This window comes from Polaribacter ponticola, from assembly GCF_026191475.2.
GTDB classification, from domain to species: Bacteria; Bacteroidota; Bacteroidia; order Flavobacteriales; family Flavobacteriaceae; genus Polaribacter; species Polaribacter ponticola.
The window spans coordinates 458,641-475,532 of sequence record NZ_JAOSLC020000003.1; the positions used below are offsets into that span (position 1 = coordinate 458,641).

Consider the following 16,892-nt stretch of genomic DNA (forward strand, 5'->3'; position numbering starts at 1 on the left):
TACAAATATCGATAAAAATTATTCATTTTTTTGTGTCTAATTTAAATGATTGATAGTATATTTGCACCTCAATTAATTTTGACCTGGTAGCTCAGTTGGTAGAGCATCTCCCTTTTAAGGAGAGGGTCCTGGGTTCGAGCCCCAGCCCGGTCACAAAGAAAGTTAAGCATTTTGCTTAACTTTTTTTTAATTCTATTAAGCGCGTATGGCGGAATTGGTAGACGCGCAGGCTTGAGGGGCTTGTGTTCGTAAGAACGTGCTGGTTCGACTCCAGTTACGCGCACTTTTTTAGAATTATTTGACTTCTTCACAAAATATTAACCTTTCTATACTGTTTTATACTTAATTTTGCATTTATGCAAAGAAATCTATTTATTCTGTGTTTATTCTTAAGTTTAAGCACATTTTCTCAAAAAGACAGTATTAGATCTACTATATTAAAAGGTCAGATTATACATGCCGAAAATAAACGCGTTTTAAGTGCTGCTCACGTTTTAAACTTAAACTCAGTTCAAGGAACTATAACAAATGATAAAGGTTATTTTGAATTGGCTACAAAAGCTAATGATACTATTTTAGTCTCTTATTTAGGTTATTCTTCCATTAAATTAAAAATAACAAACGATTTATTAAAAGGAAATGAATTAGAGATTGCTCTTTACGAAAAACCTGAAGAAATAAAGGAAGTGGTTATAAAGTCGACCAAATTGATTGGAGTTTTAGAAATTGATATAAAGCAAGTTCCTAAAGATAGATTTACTAGAATTCATATAAATGGATTACCACAAACTTATGAAGTAGGTAAACCTAAGAGTAAAAACTTCTCCTCACCTATTGCTGCTTTATTTCAGCCTGTAGATTTTTTATACAGTATGTTTGGTAAAAAACCAAAACAACTTAAAAAACTTCAAAAACTAAAAAAAGAAGATGATTTACGTAAAATGTTAGCAGGTAAATTTGATAGAGAAGTAATGATGGAATACCTAGATATGGATAGACAAGAGTTAACAGAACTTTTAACAGATTGTAATTATTCTGAATATTTTATAAAAAAAGCATCAGATTTACAAATGATTGAGGCCATTTTAGATTGTTATGAAAATTATAAGGCTCTTAAAAAAGGTAAAATTGAGAGAGATAAAATTCCTGTAAAAAACTAACAATTCTTAAAATTGAAAAGAGCCAAAAACAAATTGCTTTTGGCTCTAATCAACTATTAAAAACTAACTAATTTCTAACTATTTACCTTTTCTGATATTCTAGTTATATAATTGTAAGACGCACATCTTTTATTTTAGTTACAATTTATTTAAGTCTTTAACATAATTTTAAGTAAAGTTTTTTTATTAAGGATATTTTATGAAAATTATATTCTATTTCTCACTGATTTTTTTTCTGTAAATCAATATTTTACACAAAAGGAATTGCAACTAACAAAACTTAAGAATAATAAACTGATAAAACTTTTGAATAATTCTTAACTTATATCAAAAAATAGAAATGAAAACTTATAAATCAAAAAAACTGAACAATGATGTCATTGTTCAGTTTTGATTATTAAATTTAATCCTTTATTAATCTGTATCAATTATTCAGAACTAGACAATAGAATTTAAATTACTTACCTTCTACTATAATTTGGTGCTTCTTTAGTAATTGCCACATCATGTGGATGACTTTCATTAATTCCGCTAGCAGTAATTCTTACAAATTTACCTGTTTCTTTTAAAGTTTCCACATCTTTTGCTCCACAATATCCCATTCCTGCGCGTAAACCTCCAATAAATTGGTGAATACTTTCAAATAATTCACCTTTATAAGGTACACGACCTACAATCCCTTCTGGAACTAATTTTTTAATATCATCTTCTACATCCTGAAAATAACGATCTTTAGACCCTTTTTTCATAGCTTCTACAGACCCCATACCTCTATATGACTTAAATTTTCTTCCTTCATATATAATCGTTTCACCTGGAGATTCTTTAGTTCCTGCTAAAAGAGAACCTAACATAACAGAATCTGCACCCGCTGCAATTGCTTTAGGAATATCACCTGTATAACGAATTCCTCCGTCTGCAATTACTGGTACACCACTTCCTTTAATTGCTGCAGCCACTTCTAAAACAGCAGAAAACTGAGGAAAACCAACACCAGCCACAACTCTCGTTGTACATATTGATCCAGGGCCAATACCTACTTTTACAGCATCTGCTCCAGCTTCCACTAAGTATTTTGCGGCTTCCGCAGTAGCAATATTACCTACAACAACATCTAATTCAGGAAATTTATTCTTAACTATTTTAAGAACTTCTACAACACCTTTAGTATGACCATGTGCAGTATCTATAATTACAGCATCTACTCCTGCTTTTACTAAAGCTTCTGCTCTTTCAACCGCATCTCCAGTAACTCCTAAAGCGGCAGCAACTCTTAATCTACCAAAAGAATCTTTATTAGCAATAGGTTTTTGTGTAACTTTAGTAATATCTCTAAATGTTATTAAACCTTTTAATTTATAATCTTTATCTACAATTAAAAGTTTTTCAATTTTATAATTTTGAAGAATCTTTTCAGCATCGCTTAACGATGTTCCAACATCAGCAGTAACTAAGTTTTCACTTGTCATTACTTCAATAATTGGCCTATTATTATCATGTTCAAAACGAAGATCTCTATTGGTTACTATACCTTTTAGAATTCCATCTTCATCAACAATTGGTATACCACCAATACTATGTTCTTTCATAAACGCCTTAGCATCTATAACTACTGCTGTTAAAGGTAAAGTTACTGGATCTAGAATCATTCCACTTTCTGCACGTTTTACACGTCTTACTTCATGAGCTTGTTGTTCTATAGTCATGTTTTTATGTAAAACCCCAATACCACCTTCCCTTGCAATAGCAATAGCCAGTGCAGATTCTGTAACGGTATCCATAGCTGCAGAAGCTATTGGTACATTTATAGTAATATTTCTAGTAAATTTTGTTTGAATACTTACTTCTCTTGGAAGTACTTCGGAAAAGCTGGAACTAATAAAACATCATCATATGTTAATCCTTCTCCTAAAATTTTGTTGTTGTGTGCTGTCATGTTGCAATTAAGGTATAATTGCGTGCAAATTTACAATTAATATATGAAATTACATATTAAATGAATGCTAGTTTTTTTGAAACTAAAACCTGCTTGAAAATTATAAATATCGATATGGTATATGACATCGTCATTAAAAAACCTGAAATCATAATTATATATTTCATCCAATGTATTTCTTTCCATAAAAAATAAATACCTCCGAAAGTTAAAACTAGAGAAATAAAAGGTTCAACCATTAAAAAAAGTTTTAATTTTTGATTAATTTCTGTTGTAGATAATATTATAGCAATTAAAAAGAAAACAACAGAAAGCGATAGAATATGGCTATGCACAGTAGTCATAATTTCGCCTTCAGATTTTTTAAACATCATTTTTGTAGCGCTTTCATCTTCTTCGTTACCTAAATAACGCTGTTCAATTCCTGTAGGATTTGCGTTAGTTGTAGATTTTACAAAAGAAATTCCACTATAAAAACCAATACTTAATGTACAAACAAAAGCAATAATTAGAAATTTTATTTCTTTTGGGAATTGATAAATAACACCAGAAAAATCCATTATATAGCATTGTTTTTATGTAAAATGGCTAAATCAATTAAAAAAGAATTAACAGATTTGGTCATAGATAGTGCAGAAATAGTTGCTCCAGAAATAGCAATAATATCTTTTTCATATTTTAATTTATCAGAAGAACTTTTACCTATAAATTGCTTTAACCAACGTTTGCTGCCTATTTCTCCTCCATAATCTTCTCTATATATTAAGATTTTTGTTTTAGCAATAATTAAGTTTCTATCCAATAGAATTAAATAATCAAATTCATCCGTTTTACTAGGAGCTTTGTCAACAAAAGCGTAACCAATAATAGAGTTGTCTTTTTCTATTTTATAAAGATGATCTATTTTTGTAGTTTTAGATAATTTTTTTAATATAGAATCATTTACAGAAACTAATTTTAGTTTAAAGTCCTTTATATCAAAAGTTTTTTCAATTTCTTTATTTACTTTTTTTAATATTTTATCTGGTAAAGTAAATGATAGAAAAAGGAAACATAGAGCTATAATTGAAAAAGAGAAACATCGTTTTAAAATCATATTGCAAAAATAATTAGAATTAGTCTAAATAAAAAGAAAAGTCGATTCAAATTAATATTGAACCGACTTTACTCAAGTTAACAAATAATATTTTTTAAAACCAAACTCCTAAACCTAAGTTTAATTGGTTTACAGTAGAAGCTCCTACTACAGCATTATTTTTAATCTGATAATCTCCTTTGATAACTGCTCCAGGTGCAATTTTATAGCTTAAGCCTAAAGTCCATTCTTGTCTATCATAGCTTAAGTCTTTTGTTAAATTACCATCTACAGATGCATGAGTATCAAAATCTTCATATCTAACAAAACCAAAAAGTTGTTGTCTTTTATTTTGAGGTAATAAATTATAAGTAGCTTCTAAATAATAACCTTGTAAAGCACTTCCTAATTTAGAATTAGTAGCATTATTATAAGCTTCTGTATCTGTTAAACTACCATGAATAAATTGTCCTCTAGCAGTAAATCTTTGATAAGCATAACGTGCATCTACACCAAGCATAGATAATCCTACATCTGCTCCAGCTACATCCTCTATGTCTGCAGGTGATTGAGTTCTTCCAAAATACCCAGACAAACCTAAACGAAGTCCAGGTAAACCATAATAATCTAGTTTACCAGAAAAATTAAGATTATTCATAGTAGACTTAGCTCCTTTTTGCCTTCCGCCTCTTAAACCTTTACTTCCTCCAATTTTACCTCCAGTAATATTTCCGTTTCCATCTGAAGTTGAAGATAAGAAACCATTAAATATATATGCTTGATAACGTAAAGAAGCCTCATTATATCTACCAGAAACACCTACTCCTAATTCTCTCCATGTAGTTGGAATAATAGAACCATCTACACTTGGTCTTTCTACTCCATTAAAAGTAGTAGGTTCATGATATTCATTTACGATTCCCATAGGAACTAACATTAAACCAGCTCTTAAATTTACATTATCGCTAACTGAATATTGTAAAAAAGCTTGTTCTACATATACTTCTTTTACATGTTCAAATTCAACTTCAGTAATAAATTGTGTTCTTTCATCAAACTTATATCCAAATAATAAAACTAAACGTTGTACATCTACTTCTGCATTTTCTCCATTTTTTCTATTATAAGTTAATTCTCCATAACCTCCAACTGTAACACCTTTTGTGTTTATATTTCCGTTTAAAATACGTTGAGCAGTATTTACTTGGTTATTTGGATTATTAATTGAATCTCTTTGACTGTTTTGTGCTGAAAAACTTATAGTTGAAGCTACAGCAATTGCAAAAGTTAAAAATTTTCTCATTTTAAATTAATTTAGATTTAATATAAATAGTTTGTAATTCGGGTGCAAATATACACTCTAAAATAAACTAAACAAGTTTATTTAGATTAAATTTAAATAAAATAATTTATTAGTATAAAAAAAGGATAGAATTTTAGTTCTATCCTTGGAAATTATTAAATTAAATAACGTTTTCTTTTTTTATTAGATTTAAAGCAGAACCCTCATTATACCATTCTATCTGACTAATATTATAAGTATGATTAGCTATTACAATGTCTTTGTTTCCGTTAGAATGAACTACTTCAATCGTTAATGGAGTATCTGGACTAAAATCATTTAAATCAACAAAATTAAAAGTATCATCTTCTTGTATCAAGTCATAATCAGATTCATTTGCAAAAGTTAAACCTAACATTCCCTGCTTTTTAAGATTAGTTTCATGAATTCTAGCAAAAGACTTTACTAAAACTGCTGCTACACCTAAATGACGTGGTTCCATTGCTGCATGTTCTCGAGATGATCCCTCGCCATAATTATGATCTCCAACTACTATAGTGTTAATTCCAGCGGCTTTGTATGCTCTTGCTGTTTTTGGTACTGCGTCATATTCTCCATTCAACTGACTTTTAACAAAGTTCGTTTTCATATTAAAAGCATTTACTGCTCCAATTAACATATTGTTAGAAATATTATCTAAATGCCCACGATAACGCAACCATGGCCCTGCCATAGAAATATGATCTGTTGTACATTTTCCATGTGCTTTTATTAATAATTTAACTTCAGATAATTTATTTCCTAAAGGTTTAAATGGAGTTAATAATTCTAATCTTTCTGAATTTGGATTCACTATAATTTCAACATTACTTCCATCTTCTTCTGGTGCTAAATATCCATCGTCTTTAACTTCAAAACCTTTTGGAGGTAACTCCCAACCGGTTGGCTCATCTAACATTACTTCAATTCCATCTTTATTTATTAGTTTATCCGTCATTGGGTTAAAATCTAAACGACCAGCTATAGTTACAGCAGCAACTATTTCTGGTGATGCAACAAAAGCGTGCGTATTGGGGTTTCCGTCTGCACGTTTTGCAAAGTTTCTATTAAATGAATGAATTATAGAGTTTTTAGGAGCATTCTTAGGATCATCATAACGAGCCCATTGACCTATACAAGGGCCACAAGCATTTGTAAATATTGTAGCATCTAAATCTTCAAATACTTTTAAAATTCCATCTCTATCTGCCGTATATCTAACTTTTTCAGAACCTGGATTAATTCCAAACTCTGCTTTTGTGCTTAATCCTTTATCAATTGCTTGTTGTGCAATAGAAGCGGAACGAGATAAATCTTCATAAGAAGAATTTGTACAAGAACCTATCAATCCCCATTCAACTTTTAAAGGCCAATCATTTTTATTAGCGATATCTGTCATATCAGAACCTACTTTAGTAGATAAATCTGGTGTAAATGGCCCGTTTAATAACGGACTTAATTCTGATAAATTAATCTCAATAACCTGATCAAAATATTGCTCTGGATTTGTATACACTTCATCATCTCCAGTTAAATATTCTTTTACTTTATTTGCCGCATCGGCAACATCTGCTCTATCTGTGGCACGTAGGTAACGCTCCATAGATTCGTCATAACCAAAAGTAGAAGTTGTTGCTCCAATTTCTGCTCCCATGTTACAAATGGTACCTTTACCTGTACAAGACATATTTTTTGCTCCTTCACCAAAATATTCTACTATGGCTCCTGTACCTCCTTTTGCTGTAACAATTCCGGCTACTTTTAAAATAACATCTTTTGGTGCTGTCCAACCAGAAAGTTTTCCTGTTAACTTTACTCCTATTAACTTTGGAAATTTAAGTTCCCAAGGCATTCCAGCCATTACATCTACTGCATCTGCTCCACCAACTCCAATTGCCACCATTCCTAATCCACCTGCATTTACGGTGTGAGAATCGGTACCAATCATCATTCCTCCTGGAAAAGCATAATTTTCTAATACTACTTGATGAATAATTCCTGCTCCTGGTTTCCAAAAACCTAATCCGTATTTATTTGAAACCGATTCTAGAAAATTAAAAACCTCATTACTGGTATTTAATGCAGTTTGCAAATCTGTACTTGCACCATTTTTTGCTTGAATTAAATGATCACAATGTGTTGTTGTTGGAACTGCTACTTTATTTTTACCCGCTTGCATAAATTGCAATAAAGCCATTTGTGCAGTTGCATCTTGTAATGCAATTCGATCTGGCGCAAAATCTACATAATCTTTGCCTCTAGTAAAAGCTGTTGTTGCTTTACCGTCCCAAAGGTGATTGTATAAAATTTTCTCTGAAAGTGTTAATGGTTTACCAACGACTTCACGAGCAGCATCTACACGTTCTGCCATTTGGCTGTAAACTTTCTTAATCATGTCAATATCGAATGCCATACTTTTTTTGTTTTAAAATTTTAATTTTATTTATCCTAATATACAAAATATGGCATGATTATAAAAGTATTTCCCTAAGTGATTTATATATAATACGATTTGTTACTTGCATGCTGCGTTAGGGATTGTAGTGGAAATCCTTTTTGTGAGGCACGAGCAAAAAGATTGGGAACGTAAAGCCCGACCCTTGTGGTAACGCCCAAATTAATTTTTAAAAAAATGTTATGGTATAAAAAAGCCCGAGTAGAAAACTCAGGCTTTTTAATATAATTATGATATCTATATATTATCCTACTAATTGTTTTGTTGAAGGTTTAAACTTTGTTAAAACAATACCTTCTACTGCTGCTTGATATTCCTCTAAAGTTGGAGTTCTACCTAAAATAGTTGATAAAACTACTACTGGAGTTGATGATAATAAAGATTCTCCTTTTTTCTCATCGGTATCTCTAACAACTCTTCCTTGGAATAAACGTGTTGAAGTTGCCATTACAGTATCTCCTGCTTCTGCTTTTTCTTGATTACCCATACATAAACTACAACCTGGACGTTCTAAATACAACATGTTTTCATATTTAACACGAGCCGCTGCTTTAGGCGCTTTATCATCGAATTCAAAACCTGAATATCTTACTAAAACTTCCCAATCTCCTTCTGCATTTAACTCATCTACAATATTATATGTTGGTGGTGCAACAACTAAAGGTGCTTTAAATTCAACTTTACCGTGTTGTTTCTCAATGTTTTTAAGCATTTGAGCTAAAATTTTCATATCTCCTTTATGAACCATACAAGATCCTACGAAACCTAAATCTACTTTTTTAGTTCCTCCGTAAAAAGATAATGGTTGAATATTATCGTGCGTATAACGCTTAGATACATCTTCATTATTTACATCTGGATCCGCAATCATTGGTTCAACAATCTTATCTAAATCGATAACAACTTCTTGATAGTATTTAGCGTCTGCATCTGGTCTTAATGCCGATTTAATTCCTGTTTTTATTTCTGTGATACGGTTATTTGCTTTATCAACTAACCCTTTAAGATCTTGTTTAGGATTATCCATCCCTTTATCAATCATAATTTGAATACGATCTCTTGATATTTCTAACGACTCAATTAACGTATCATCTTCAGAAATACAGATAGATGCTTTTGCTTTCATCTCTGCAGTCCAATCTGTAAATGTAAAGGCTTGATCTGAAGTTAATGTACCAATATGTACTTCTATAATTTTTCCTTGAAAAACATTCTCTCCTTCAAATTGATCTAACATTTGAGATTGTGTAGCATGTACCACATCACGGAAATCCATATAAGGTTTCATTTCTCCTTTAAAAGTAACTTTTACAGATTCAGGAATTGGCATTGTAGCCTCACCTGTAGCTAATGCTAAGGCAACGGTACCAGAATCTGCTCCAAAAGCAACTCCTTTTGCCATACGTGTGTGAGAGTCTCCACCTATAATTACATCCCAATCATCTACTGCAATATCGTTTAATACTTTATGGATAACATCTGTCATTGCATGGTATTTTCCTTCTGGGTGACGTGCAGTAACTAATCCGAAGTCGTTCATGAACTTCATTAATCTTGGAATATTAGCTTTTGACTTATCATCCCATACTGAAGCGGTATGACATCCTGATTGGTAACCTGTATCTACAATTGGAGAAATAACTGTAGCAGCCATCATCTCTAATTCTTGAGAGGTCATTAAACCTGTAGTATCTTGAGAACCTACAATGTTTACTTCAACCCTTACGTTAGAACCAGCATGTAAAATTTTACCAGGAGTTGATCCTACCGCGTTTTTGTTAAATATTTTTTCTACAGCAGTTAAACCTTGTCCTTCAATAGAAACTTCTTTTGCTACTGCATACACTTGAGGAACATCGATTCCTAAAACTTTACAAGCAAAAGTTTGTAATTTCTTACCGAAAACAACAGCGTAAGAACCTCCTGCTTTAATAAATTCTTGTTTTGGTGGTGTTAAAGCTGTAGAAATATCTTTTACTGCTTTACCGTCTCTTAATAATTCTTTTGTTTTTGTATTTATAGTAAATACAGTACCTGTAGCTACAGAATACTCTTCTTTTAATATAGCATCACCTTCTGCATCAACAATAGTGTTACCGTTAGCATCTTTTTGCTTTACCCAGTTTTTTAAGTCAATACCAATACCACCTGTTACACCAACTGTTGTTAAGAAAATTGGTGCGATACCGTTTGTACCAGCAATTACTGGAGCAATATTAATAAATGGTACATAAGGACTTGAAGAAATACCTGTCCACAACGCAACGTTGTTTACACCAGACATTCTTGAAGATCCAACTCCCATTGTTCCTTTATCGGCAATTAACATTACACGCTTATTAGGATGTTTTTCCTTTAAAGCCAATAATTCTTTTTGCATTTCTTTATTATGCTCAAACATAGATTGACCATGTAACTCACGATCTGATCTTGAATGTGCATCTGCACCAGGAGATAATAAATCTGTAGAGATATCACCAATACCAGCTACAAAAGTTACGATTTCGATTTCTTCATCGATCTCTGGTAATTTTGTAAAGAATTCTGCTTGCGCATAACTCTCTATTAATTCTTTAGCAATTACATTTCCAGCTTTATATGCTTTTTCTAATTGCTCTGTATCTGCTTCATATAAAAAAACTTGAGTTTTTAATACTTTTACAGCTTCATTAGCTAAAGCAGCATCACTACCTAAAGCAATATCTAAAAGAACTTCTACAGAAGGTCCTCCCTTCATGTGCGATAATTGTTCGAAAGCGAAGGCAGGAGTAATTTCTTTAACTACTGCTTCACCTAAAATAATTTCCTTTAAAAAATTTGCTTTTACACCAGCAGCACTTGTTGTTCCTGGTAAAACATTATAGATAAAAAAGTTTAAAGATTGCTCTCTGTACTCATTATCTACATCTTTAATTTGGGCAATAATTGCACTTGTTAATTCAGCGCCATCAATTGGTTTAGGATGAAGACCTAATTCTTTTCTATCTTCAATCTCTTTTAGGTAATCTTTATATATGCTCATGAAAGAATTCTTTATATACAATTGATAAATGACCAATTAAAAGACCAAAAAATAAATTGTATTTTTTTGTTAATTATTAGTTTGACAAAATTACATTTTTTATCTTAAAATTAAAAGATAAATAATAGATTGCTCAAATTTCTGAATAAAAAAAGTTATTTGATTTTTTATTGAATATTATTCAACATAAAAGGGGTAATTGTAAATTTTAATGAAGACTTCGTAATAAAATAAAAAAAGCAGACTAATAAGCCGAATCCTGTACCTAAAAAAAGGCTCTTATCATTTATCTAGTTCTAAAATTACTCTTAGAATCTATCTGCCTACCCTTTAGAATCGAGCGAGTAGCTCTCAAGCTCTAATTTACATGGCATTGCACCTCATAGAGTTTACCCGGTTTCACTACAGCCGAACTGTACTTGCTTTCTGTTGCACTTGTCCTCAACTTACGTTGGACGGATGTTATCCGCTATGAATACTCTTTGGTGTCCGGACTTTCCTCTTTATAATTAATATAAAGCGATAAGATAAGTCTGCTAATATTATTTTATCTTTTATCTCTTTTATTTAGAAAACCCACTCAAAATAAATCTTGAGTGGGAAAAATTGCTATGAAAAAGAAAAAGTGTTATTGATTAATCAATAACACTTCAAATATATATTAAAATGTTTTACAAAAGACATTTTTTTAAAATAAATTTTATCTTTTTATTATTATAAAATAATATTAAGAAAACATATCTTTTACTTTTTCAAAAAATGATTTATCAGATGTATTTGGATTAGGTGAAAAATTTTCGTCATCTGTCATTTTTTCAAAAAACTGTTTCTGTTCTTTATTTAATTCTTGAGGAGTCCAAACATTAATATGAATTAAGAAATCACCAGTACCATATCTCTCTATGCTTGGTAATCCTTTTCCTTTTAACCTTAAAATTTTACCAGATTGTGTACCTGCTTCAATTTTAATTTTAACTTTACCTGTAACAGTTTCAACTTCTTTACTAGTACCTAAAACCGCTTCAGAAAAGTTAACATATAAATCATAATGAATATTAGTTCCTTCTCTTTTTAATGTTTCATGTTGTATTTCTTCTATCAATACTAATAAATCACCCGAAATAGAATTTTTACCAGGAGCATCGTTCCCTTTTCCTCCAACTTTTAGTTGAACTCCTTCTGTTACACCTGCAGGTATATTAATAGGTACAGTTTCTTCTTTTATTATTAAACCTTGAGCATCTGCTCCATTTGGTTTACTACTAATTGTTTCTCCAGCACCAGAACAAGAACTACAAGTTGTTGCTGTCTGCATTCTACCTAATATAGTATTAGTTACACGCATTTGCTGACCAGAACCATTACAAGTTGAACAGGTTTTGTATTTTACGCCATCTGCTTGTACTTTTCTTCTAACTTTAACCTTTTTTTCTACTCCATTCGCAATCTCTTCTAAAGTAAGTTTTACACGAATTCGCATATTACTACCTTTAACTCTAGCTTGTCTTTGACCGCCTCCGCCACCAAAACCGCCAAAGCCGCCACCGAAGCCGCCGCCGCCGCCAAAAATATCTCCAAACTGGCTAAATATGTCATCCATATTCATTCCACCACCGCCGAAGCCGCCGCCACCTTGAGGTCCATCAAAAGCTGCATGACCATATTGATCATAACGTGCTTTTTTATTTTCATCGCTTAAAATTTCATAAGCTTCTGCAGCTTTTTTAAAACTCTCTTCAGCTCCTTTATCATCTGGATTTTTATCTGGATGATATTTAATTGCCATTTTTCTATATCCCTTCTTAATTTCTGCTTGAGAAGCTGATTTAGAAATCCCTAATACCTCGTAATAGTCTTGTTTTGCCATTTTTGTTCAATTATCAATTAACAGTAATCAATGATCATTGGTAATTGTGTATTGTTAATTGTAATTTACTGTCCTATAACTACTTTTGGATAACGTATAATCTTATCACCAAGTTTATAACCTTTTTCTACACAGTCAATTACTTTTCCTTTTAAATCTTCTGTAGGAGCCGGAATTTGTGTTATAGCTTCATGAATTTCAGCATCAAATATATCTCCAGAATTAACTTCTATTGGTGTTAATCCTTTTTGAGTTAATGTATTTTTTAATTTATCATTAATTAATTGCATCCCAGTAATAGACTCGTTGTCTTCGGTTTTCTTCATTTCTGCCAAACCTCTATCAAAATCATCCATAATTGGCAGTAAAGATGTCATTAATTCTTGACCTGCAGTTTTAAACAATTCGATTCTTTCTCTTGTTGTTCTCTTTTTATAGTTTTCAAACTCTGCAAAAAGACGTAAAAACTTATCTTTCTCTATTTGAATTAATTCTTCTGCTGTTGGTTCTTCTTTAACAACTTCAGCTTCAACCTCTTGATTTTCTTCAACTTGAATATTTTCTTGTTCGTTGTTAATTTCTTCTTCTTTTATATCTTCTTTATTACTCATTATCTTGTAATCGTTAAATTGTCTACAATTTATTGGCAAAAATGTTGCCAACAAAAAAATAGTGTCAAACTGACACTATTTTTTTTATTATTGCCTAAAACCTGCCGTATTTTAGAGCTTAACCACAGATTTATCTAGTTTATATAAATATGGAATATTTACACCTTTTTCTGAAATAAATTTTATTAAATCTCCACTTTCAAGTTTAATAGAATGATTAATTCTAGCGTAAATAGTTTTTAATAGTTTACCGTCTTTGTATAATTTCACCTTTGGTTTTTCATGAACAACACTTAATTTTAAGGAAATTATTTTTTCATTCCTATTTGTTCTTGGTAATAATTTTTGAACTATAATTTGATCAAATTCTATTTCTTCATCTACTTTTAAATATTTCCCTTTTTTTATAAATACACTTTCATATAAAAAATTACCTACTGTATCGAATCGATTATTTGTAGTAATTTTAAATTGATTTGAAATATTTTCATCTCTAAATAAATTATCGATATTTAATGTATAATTATTAAAAATACTAGAGTTCTGATATAATTTACGATGATACATTTTTGCCTTATCAAAATCTTTTAAAAGAATACTAATAGAGGTAAGGCTAGAGTATATTAGTCTATTTTTGTGCTTTTGTTTTAATTTTTTTCCTAAATCTATCTTTTTGTGATTTTCCCAAAATACTAATGCTTCTTTTAAAACTTCTTCTGAAGGGGTATTTCTTAGTTTATCAATAAAAATTTTAGATTCTCTGGAATAATTAATAGCATTTATATTTTTTCCTTTAGATAAAATACCAAATGGTAATTTATAGGATTTTACTGTAAAGAGAAAACTAATTTCATCAATATACTTTTGAACATTCTTAGTTAAGACAATTGCTCTTTCTTTGTTTAAATTAGATAAAAAACTAGATGAATCTGGATAATCATCAATATCTATATTAATTTCTTTTTCATAAATCAAAGAATCTTTATTGGTTAAGAAAACAATTTTCCCAGTACCTCTATGAAAATCTTTATCATTTTCATTAACATCTTTTCCTAAATAGCCAACAATAATTTTTAAATCAGCATTTTCTTTTACTGGTTTTAAATTATTAATAAAAATTCCTTTTGTAAAAGATTCTAAAGTAGGAAACTTATCTTTATTCTTATTATGATTCCAATAATCACCGTCATCTTGAATTTGATAGCTATATGTCGTTATATTTTTAAAAACATCTAGGTTTCTGATATCAATATCAAAACTAAAATTTTTAACTTTTACTTTTTGAGCAAAATTTATTACTGACAAAAACATAAAAAATAAAAAAATATTTTTTTCATAATCAGAATTCTATTATTACCTCTCTATTCTTTCAATTTTTGCGCCAATAGATTTTAAACGAGCTTCTATGTTTTCATAACCTCTATCTATTTGCTCTATATTATTAATAACACTTGTTCCATTAGCAGAAAGTGCAGCTATTAATAAAGAAATACCAGCTCTAATATCAGGAGAAGTCATCTTTGTAGCTTTTAATGCACTTTCAAAATTATGACCTATAACTGTTGCTCTGTGTGGATCGCATAAAATAACTTTTGCGCCCATATCTATTAATTTATCAACAAAAAACAACCGGCTTTCAAACATTTTTTGATGAATTAAAACAGTTCCTTTGGCTTGTGTTGCAATAACTAATACTATACTTAAAAGATCTGGTGTAAATCCTGGCCAAGGAGCATCTGACACTGTTAAAACAGAGCCATCTATATAATTTTGAATTTCATAAGATTCTTGTTCAGGAATATAAATATCATCTCCCCTTTTCTCAAACTTAATTCCTAACTTTCTAAATACGTTTGGTATTTGCCCTAAGTTTTCCCAACTAACATCTTTTATTGTTAACTCAGAACGCGTCATTACAGCAACACCTATCCAAGAACCGATTTCTATCATATCTGGTAAAACTCTATGCTCGCAACCTCCTAAGTTTTTTACACCTTCTATAATTAATAAATTAGAACCAACTCCAGAAATTTTTGCCCCCATTGAATTCAACATTTTACATAATTGTTGAATATAAGGTTCACAAGCTGCATTATAAATACTTGTAGTACCTGTAGCTAGAACAGAAGCCATTAAAATATTAGCCGTACCAGTAACAGAAGCTTCATCTAACAACATATCTGTACCAAACAACTCATCTGCCTCTACACCATAAAAATACTCTTCTTTATTATACCTAAACTTAGCTCCAAGTCTAATAAAACCTTCGAAATGTGTATCTAATCTTCTTCTACCTATTTTATCTCCGCCTGGTCTTGGAATATAACCTTTACCAAAACGTGCCAATAATGGCCCAACAATCATAATTGAACCACGTAATGAGCTTCCGTCTCTTTTAAAATCTTCTGATTCTAAATATTCTAAATTAAGGTCATCTGCTTGAAAAGAATAAGAATTTTTACTTAATTTTTCTACTTTAACACCTAATTCTCCTAAAATAAAAATTAATTTATTTACATCTATAATATCTGGAACGTTGTTTACTATTACTTTTTCTGGAGTTAATAATACTGCACAAAGTATTTGTAAAACTTCATTTTTTGCTCCTTGTGGTGTAATTGTTCCGTTTAATTTATGTCCTCCTTCAATTTTAAATGATGCCATTAATTTTATCTTTTTCTATTTTTATGTTGATTGTTATGGTGGGGTTTCTTGTAATTATTTTTTGAATTATTTTGCCCCTGAGTTCTTGGTTTTCTCAACAAATTTTTACTTTCTGAAAGTACTTCTTCAGACTCTCTTAAATCTATCTTACCATCTGAAAGATTGAATAAATGTGTAAAAATAACCTTATCATCTACCGTGTCTTTATTCCAATTTAGATAACACTTTTTCATATGATTCGCTATCGTAAAAACCAATGCTTCTTTTTTATCGCCTTCTTCCCAACTTAAAGCAATATCTATCATGGTTTGAATATTGTTACCATAATAACGGTATCTTGATGCCGATTTTGGATATGCTAATCCTTCTGGTTTTTCTTGTAATTCTTCTTTGGAAGGAACTGGATAAGGAGATTCTACATCTAATTTAAAATCTGCCATTATGTATAATTGATCCCATAATTTATGCTTAAAGTCTGGAACATCTCGTAAATGTGGCTGTAAATTACCCATAACATCTACTATGGCTTTTGCCATTTCATCTCTTTCTTCTTTTGTTTCAAGCGCCAAACAATGATCTACTAATTTTTGAATATGTCTACCATATTCTGGAATTATCATTAGCGGTCTTTCTGAATTATATTCTAAATCGAATGTCATCTGTGTATTTTTGAAGTATCTTGATAAAAATCAAGGTTTAAACTATATTCTATTGAAGTTTTTTAACGTTGCAAAATAAATAATTATTGCCAATTATAGATTACTTATTGAAATTTAATTTT

At 30.5% G+C, this 16,892-nt stretch carries 11 protein-coding genes, 2 tRNA genes, 1 other RNA gene and 1 pseudogene; 3 read left to right on the forward strand and 12 right to left on the reverse strand.

What is annotated here, in order from left to right:
* Positions 1-80 precede the first annotated feature (80 nt).
* The 3 genes from N5A56_RS06880 (at position 81) to N5A56_RS06890 (ending at position 1,160) form a co-directional block, all read left to right on the forward strand.
* Positions 81-153 (forward strand) — tRNA-Lys (locus N5A56_RS06880).
* Positions 154-199: 46 nt separating this feature from the next.
* A tRNA-Leu gene (locus tag N5A56_RS06885) sits at positions 200-283 on the forward strand.
* 73 nt (positions 284-356) lie between these two features.
* Positions 357-1,160 (forward strand): carboxypeptidase-like regulatory domain-containing protein, encoded by an 804-nt coding sequence (locus N5A56_RS06890; RefSeq protein ID WP_265724791.1) that lies wholly within the window; start codon positions 357-359, stop codon positions 1,158-1,160.
* Between the two features lie 461 nt (positions 1,161-1,621).
* On the opposite strand, the pseudogene guaB reads toward N5A56_RS06890, so the two are convergent.
* The 12 genes and pseudogenes from guaB to N5A56_RS06950 form a co-directional block, all read right to left on the reverse strand.
* A pseudogene (gene guaB / locus N5A56_RS06895) lies at positions 1,622-3,096 on the reverse strand (IMP dehydrogenase).
* A 56-nt stretch (positions 3,097-3,152) separates the two neighbouring features.
* Positions 3,153-3,656: a hypothetical protein gene (locus N5A56_RS06900; protein ID WP_274270289.1), complete on the reverse strand. Its 504-nt coding sequence runs from the start codon at positions 3,654-3,656 to the stop codon at positions 3,153-3,155.
* Positions 3,656-4,192, reverse strand: a complete 537-nt coding sequence (locus N5A56_RS06905; RefSeq protein WP_265724794.1) for an FMN-binding protein — start codon at positions 4,190-4,192, stop codon at positions 3,656-3,658. Before N5A56_RS06905 ends, N5A56_RS06900 begins: the two co-directional genes overlap by 1 nt.
* A 94-nt stretch (positions 4,193-4,286) precedes the next feature.
* Positions 4,287-5,474: a porin gene (locus tag N5A56_RS06910; protein ID WP_265724795.1), complete on the reverse strand. Its 1,188-nt coding sequence runs from the start codon at positions 5,472-5,474 to the stop codon at positions 4,287-4,289.
* 160 nt (positions 5,475-5,634) lie between these two features.
* Complete coding sequence (locus tag N5A56_RS06915) at positions 5,635-7,905, reverse strand: aconitate hydratase (RefSeq protein ID WP_265724796.1); 2,271 nt, start codon at positions 7,903-7,905, stop codon at positions 5,635-5,637.
* A gap of 286 nt (positions 7,906-8,191) precedes the next feature.
* Positions 8,192-10,969, reverse strand: coding sequence for a bifunctional aconitate hydratase 2/2-methylisocitrate dehydratase (locus tag N5A56_RS06920; protein WP_265724797.1), 2,778 nt, complete (start codon positions 10,967-10,969; stop codon positions 8,192-8,194).
* Positions 10,970-11,201: 232 nt separating this feature from the next.
* Positions 11,202-11,509: RNase P RNA component class A (rnpB, locus tag N5A56_RS06925), an RNA gene on the reverse strand.
* 187 nt (positions 11,510-11,696) lie between these two features.
* The gene (gene dnaJ / locus N5A56_RS06930) at positions 11,697-12,836 is read right to left on the reverse strand and encodes a molecular chaperone DnaJ (protein ID WP_265724798.1); all 1,140 of its coding nucleotides are present in this window, start codon (positions 12,834-12,836) and stop codon (positions 11,697-11,699) included.
* Positions 12,837-12,901: 65 nt separating this feature from the next.
* A complete protein-coding gene (locus N5A56_RS06935) occupies positions 12,902-13,447 on the reverse strand; it encodes a nucleotide exchange factor GrpE (RefSeq protein WP_265724799.1) in 546 nt (181 codons plus the stop codon).
* Between the two features lie 111 nt (positions 13,448-13,558).
* The gene (locus N5A56_RS06940; RefSeq protein WP_274270290.1) at positions 13,559-14,758 is read right to left on the reverse strand and encodes a hypothetical protein; all 1,200 of its coding nucleotides are present in this window, start codon (positions 14,756-14,758) and stop codon (positions 13,559-13,561) included.
* A gap of 42 nt (positions 14,759-14,800) precedes the next feature.
* A complete protein-coding gene (murA, locus tag N5A56_RS06945) occupies positions 14,801-16,111 on the reverse strand; it encodes a UDP-N-acetylglucosamine 1-carboxyvinyltransferase (protein ID WP_265724801.1) in 1,311 nt (436 codons plus the stop codon).
* A gap of 5 nt (positions 16,112-16,116) precedes the next feature.
* On the reverse strand, positions 16,117-16,770 hold the full coding sequence (locus tag N5A56_RS06950) for a DUF4290 domain-containing protein (RefSeq protein WP_265724802.1): 654 nt from the start codon (positions 16,768-16,770) through the stop codon (positions 16,117-16,119).
* Between the last annotated feature and the right edge of the window lie 122 nt (positions 16,771-16,892).